The 4,742-nt window shown below is 69.5% G+C and carries 5 protein-coding genes; 4 read left to right on the top strand and 1 reads right to left on the bottom strand.

Features of this window, described 5'->3' with window-relative positions; translation table 11 throughout:
* Positions 1 to 165 precede the first annotated feature (165 nt).
* From Q7W29_13310 to Q7W29_13295, 4 genes are all read left to right on the top strand, one after another.
* The gene (locus Q7W29_13310; protein MDO9172799.1) at positions 166 to 465 is read left to right on the top strand and encodes a YtxH domain-containing protein; all 300 of its coding nucleotides are present in this window, start codon (positions 166 to 168) and stop codon (positions 463 to 465) included.
* Positions 466 to 556: 91 nt separating this feature from the next.
* Complete coding sequence (locus Q7W29_13305) at positions 557 to 1,381, top strand: alpha/beta hydrolase (protein MDO9172798.1); 825 nt, start codon at positions 557 to 559, stop codon at positions 1,379 to 1,381.
* Between the two features lie 21 nt (positions 1,382 to 1,402).
* Positions 1,403 to 1,795: a cupin domain-containing protein gene (locus tag Q7W29_13300; protein ID MDO9172797.1), complete on the top strand. Its 393-nt coding sequence runs from the start codon at positions 1,403 to 1,405 to the stop codon at positions 1,793 to 1,795.
* A gap of 99 nt (positions 1,796 to 1,894) precedes the next feature.
* Positions 1,895 to 4,528, top strand: a complete 2,634-nt coding sequence (locus tag Q7W29_13295; protein MDO9172796.1) for a cation-translocating P-type ATPase — start codon at positions 1,895 to 1,897, stop codon at positions 4,526 to 4,528.
* Positions 4,529 to 4,548: 20 nt separating this feature from the next.
* Here the strand turns inward: Q7W29_13295 and Q7W29_13290 are convergent.
* Positions 4,549 to 4,742: hypothetical protein (locus tag Q7W29_13290; GenBank protein ID MDO9172795.1), on the bottom strand; the 194-nt coding region annotated here is incomplete at its 5' end.

Raw genomic sequence — 4,742 nt, 5'->3', positions numbered from 1 at the left:
AGCCCATCATCACCGAGGTATCCGATCTCGGGCAACTGCTCCGTCACGCGCGGGCAACCGCCGTGGCGGTCCGGACCGGCCTGCTCGCCTGGCGTGATCGCGGACGCGCGCGCGACGAGGAGCCGTCGAACGGGATCGAATACTACGAAGAAAGTCGAGGCTGACATGTCACGCAATACCAACACGTTGATGGAGTTCGACCTGGGCGCCGCCGTGGGCGGCATCACCGCGCTCCTGCTGGCGCCGGACAAGGGCGAGGTCACGCGACGCCGCCTGCGCGAGGGCGGCAGCCGCGGCCTGCGCCGGGGCCGGGACGCGGTGAGCCACGCGGCGACCTCCCTGGAGGAGGACGCCCGCGAGAAGGGCCAGGCCGTGAGCGACGCGGTCCACCAGCGGGTCAACGCGGCGCGGGGGGCGGTTTCCGAGGCCAAGGAGGCCTACCGTCGCGAGATGGACAAGCCGTAGCGAATCCTTCGCGACGGCGACGATCGATCCACGGCGGCGATGGCCGGACGGACGCATCCACCGGCCATCGCCGTGCCAAAAGCAGGGGAAGATGAGCAAGATCAAGACGAAGGACGGCACGCGGATCCAATACAAGGACTGGGGAGCGGGACCGCCCGTCGTCTTCAGCCACGGCTGGCCCCTGAACGCGGACAGCTGGGAGTCCCAGATGATGTTCCTGGTCGCCAACGGCTACCGCTGCATCGCCCACGACCGGCGCGGCCACGGGCGGTCGGACCAGCCCTCCGGCGGCAACGACATGGACACCTACGCCGACGATCTGTCGCAGCTCATCGAGTCGCTCGACCTGAAGAGCGCCGCCCTGGTCGGCTTCTCCGCCGGCGGCGGCGAGGTGGCCCGCTACATCGGGCGGCACGGCACGCGGCGGATCGCCAAGGTCGCCCTGATCGCCGCGGTCCCGCCGCTGATGCTGAAATCGCCGTCCAACCCCGACGGCGTGCCGATCGAGCGGTACGACGGGACGCGCCTCGCCTCCCTCTCCGACCGCTCCCAGCTCTACCGGGACATCGCGAGCGGCCCGTTCTACGGGGCCAACCGGCCCGGATCCCAGGTCTCGCAGGGCACGATCGATTCGTTCTGGCGCCAGGGCATGCAGGCCGGGCTCAAGGGCACCTACGAATGCATCAGGGCCTTCTCCGAGACCGACTTCACGGCGGACCTGGCCAAATTCGACATGCCGACGCTGATCGTCCACGGCGACGACGACCAGATCGTACCGCTCGCGGCCTCGTCGCTGCGCACGTCGAAGCTGGTCGGGGGCTCGATCCTGAAGATCTACGCCGGCGCGCCCCACGGCCTCACCGCCACCCACGGGGAGCGGCTCAACGCCGACCTGCTGACGTTCCTCGGAACCTGATTGCGGAAGGGAGGTGTCGCGATGAAGGGATTCGTGCAGAACATCGAGGATCTCGCCGTCGAAAACGGTGACTTCAGGCGGGTGCTCTACACCGCCACCAACTGCCAGCTCGTCGTCATGGCGCTGAAGCCCGGCGAAGAGATCGGGATGGAAGTGCACAAGCTCGACCAGTTCTTCCGGGTGGAGGAAGGGGCCGGCGTCGCCGTGCTCAACGGCGTCCACACGGAGATCCGCGCGGGATTCGCCGTGCTCGTGCCGGCGGGAACGAATCACAACATCGTCAACACCGGCACCATGCCGCTGAAGATCTACACGCTCTACGCACCGCCGAACCACCGCGACGGCGTCGTCCACCACACCCGCGACGACGCGGAAGCCGACACCGAGCAGTTCGACGGCAAGACGACGGAGTAGATTGCCGAACGCCGATCGGATATCATGAGCCGCGGCCGTCCCCGGGACGCCGCGGCTCGAACGTCGAACCTGCGACCCCGGACACCCGCCGGAGGCCTCATGAATCCATCACCGGCAGAGCCGGCCGATCGGACAGCCGCGTCGGCGAGGGCCGGAGCATCCGTCCTCGAGATCGCCGGTCTCCAGGGCCTGACCGAGGAAGAAGCCCAGACGAGGCTGCGGCGGGACGGCGCCAACGAACTGCCCGCCCAGAAGAACCGCGGCCTGTTCGCCATCGGCCTCGAGGTCGCCCGCGAGCCGATGTTCCTCATGCTGGTCGCCGCGGGCGCCCTGTACCTCTTCATGGGCGAACCGGCCGACGCCCTGATGCTGCTCGGCTTCGTCTTCGTCGTCATGGCGATCACCGTCGTCCAGGAACGCCGCACCGAGCGGGCCCTGGATTCGTTGCGCGACCTGTCGAGCCCCCGCGCGCTGGTGATCCGCGGCGGCGCGCAGCGACGCATCCCCGGCCGCGAGGTGGTTCCCGGCGACCTGGTCGTGCTCGTCGAGGGGGACCGCATCCCGGCCGACGCGCTGCTGCGCCGCGGGATCAACCTGACCGTGGACGAGTCGCTGCTGACCGGAGAATCGGTGCCGGTCCGCAAGGTCCCGTCCGCCGACGCCGCGACCCCCGACGCGCCCGGGGGCGACGACCTCCCCTCCGTCTTCTCGGGCTCCCTCGTCACGGCCGGCCAGGGCGTCGCCGAGGTCGTCGCCACGGGCGCGCGCTCGGAACTGGGCAAGATCGGCAAGGCTCTCCAGCAGGTCGAGCCCCAGCCGACGCTGCTGCAGAAGGAGACGACGCGGCTGGTGCGGACGTTCGCCGTCGCCGGCCTCGCGGCCTGCCTCGTCGTCGTGGTCGCCTACGCCTACACCCGCGGCGGCGACGGGCAAGCCTGGAAGGACGGGCTCCTCGCCGGGATCGCGATGGCCATGGCCGTCCTGCCCGAAGAATTCCCGGTCGTGCTGACGATCTTCCTCGCCCTCGGTGCCTGGCGCATCTCGCGCAGCAACGTCCTGACGCGCCGCATGCCGGCCGTGGAGACCCTCGGGGCGGCCACCGTCCTGTGCGTCGACAAGACGGGAACCCTCACGCAGAACCGGATGACCCTGCGCCGACTCGCGTCGCCCGCCCTCTCCGTCGATCTCGCCGACCTCGCCGCCCCCCTGCCCGAGGAACTGCACTCCCTGCTCGAAAGCGCGATCCTGGCCAGCAAGCCCGATCCGTTCGACCCCATGGAACGCGCCCTGCACGCGGCGGGCGCCGGCCACCTCGGAGGCAGCGAGCACCTGCATCCCGACTGGTCGCTCGCGCGGGAGTACCCGCTCACACCCGAACTGCTCGCGGTGAGCCACGCCTGGGACACCGGGAACGGCGGCGAGATCGTCGTCGCCACCAAGGGAGCGCCGGAGGCCATCGCCGACCTTTGCCACCTGGATCCCGCCGGACTCGCGAGCCTCGCCGAGCAGACCGCGGAACTGGCTTCCCGGGGCTTGCGGGTCCTGGGGGTCGCGCGCGGATCGGCGGGCCTGACGAGCCTCCCCGAGGCGCAACACGACCTGAACTTCGCCTTCGTGGGTCTGCTGGGATTCGAGGACCCGCTGCGGCCGACCGTGCCGGCCGCCGTCGCCGAGTGCCGGGCCGCCGGCATCCGCGTCGTGATGATCACCGGCGACTATCCGGCCACGGCGCAGAGCATCGCGCGCCAGGCGGGCCTCGAGAACTGCGAGGCGGTGATCACGGGCCCGGAACTCAACGGGATGTCGGACGAGGAACTCGCCCGGCGCATCCGGGACGTGCAGGTCTTCGCCCGCGTCGTACCGGAGCAGAAGTTGCGCCTCGTCAACGCCCTCAAGGCCAACCGGGAGGTGGTCGCCATGACCGGCGACGGCGTCAACGACGCCCCCGCCCTCAAGGCCGCCCACATCGGCATCGCGATGGGAGGTCGCGGCACCGACGTCGCGCGCGAGTCCGCGGCGCTGGTGCTGCTCGACGACGACTTCTCCTCCATCGTCGCCGCCGTGCGCCTCGGCCGACGGATCTTCGACAACATCAAGAAGGCCGTCGCCTTCATCTTCGCGGTGCACGTGCCGATCGCCGGCCTTTCGATGCTGCCGGTCTTCTTCGCCGATTGGCCGCTGCTGCTGTTGCCGATCCACATCGTCTTCCTGGAGCTGATCATCGATCCGTCCTGCACGCTCATCTTCGAGGCCGAGGACGCCGAATCCGACGTCATGCAACGCCCGCCGCGAGACCCGGACACGCGGCTGTTCTCCCTGCGCACGGTCGGCCTTTCGGTCCTGCAGGGGATGAGCGTCCTGGCGGCCTGCGTGGCGGTCTACCTGATCGCCAGAACCGGCCACACGCCGGACGCCGCCCGCACCCTCACCTTCACGACGCTCGTCTTGGCATTTCTCGTGATCATCCTCGTCAACCGCTCGTGGAACAGGTCGCTCTTCACCATGCTCCGCGTCCCCAACACCGCGTTCCGCTGGGTGACCGGCGGCACGCTGGCGCTCCTGGCCGCGATCCTGTACCTCCCGTTCGCGCAGCGGATGTTCCACTTCGCGCCGCTGCACCCGAAAGACCTGGCGCTCAGCGCCGGGGCCGGCCTGCTGTGCGTCCTTTGGTTCGAGGCACTCAAGCTGTACAGGCGGCGGAGACAAGTCGACGATCCAGCCCACCTGTCCTAGGGCAGTCTTCACGACACAAGTTATTTCATAAATCCGACCAGAATCGTGTGCGCGAGGGCCCACAGACCCGCCCCAGCCAACCCCACCGCCATCAAATACCGCCGCCAATCCCGCATGTCGGCCGGCTCGCAGTCCTCGGTCTGCCCGCCCAGCCTCGCGATGTCGACGTTACGCAGGGCCACCATGCCGACGGCCACGATCCAGAACAGGACAT

Source organism: bacterium, assembly GCA_030654305.1.
Classification (GTDB): domain Bacteria; phylum Krumholzibacteriota; class Krumholzibacteriia; order LZORAL124-64-63; family LZORAL124-64-63; genus PNOJ01.
The sequence above is the reverse complement of the archived record's forward strand: the minus strand, read 5'-3'. Positions and strand labels throughout refer to the sequence as shown.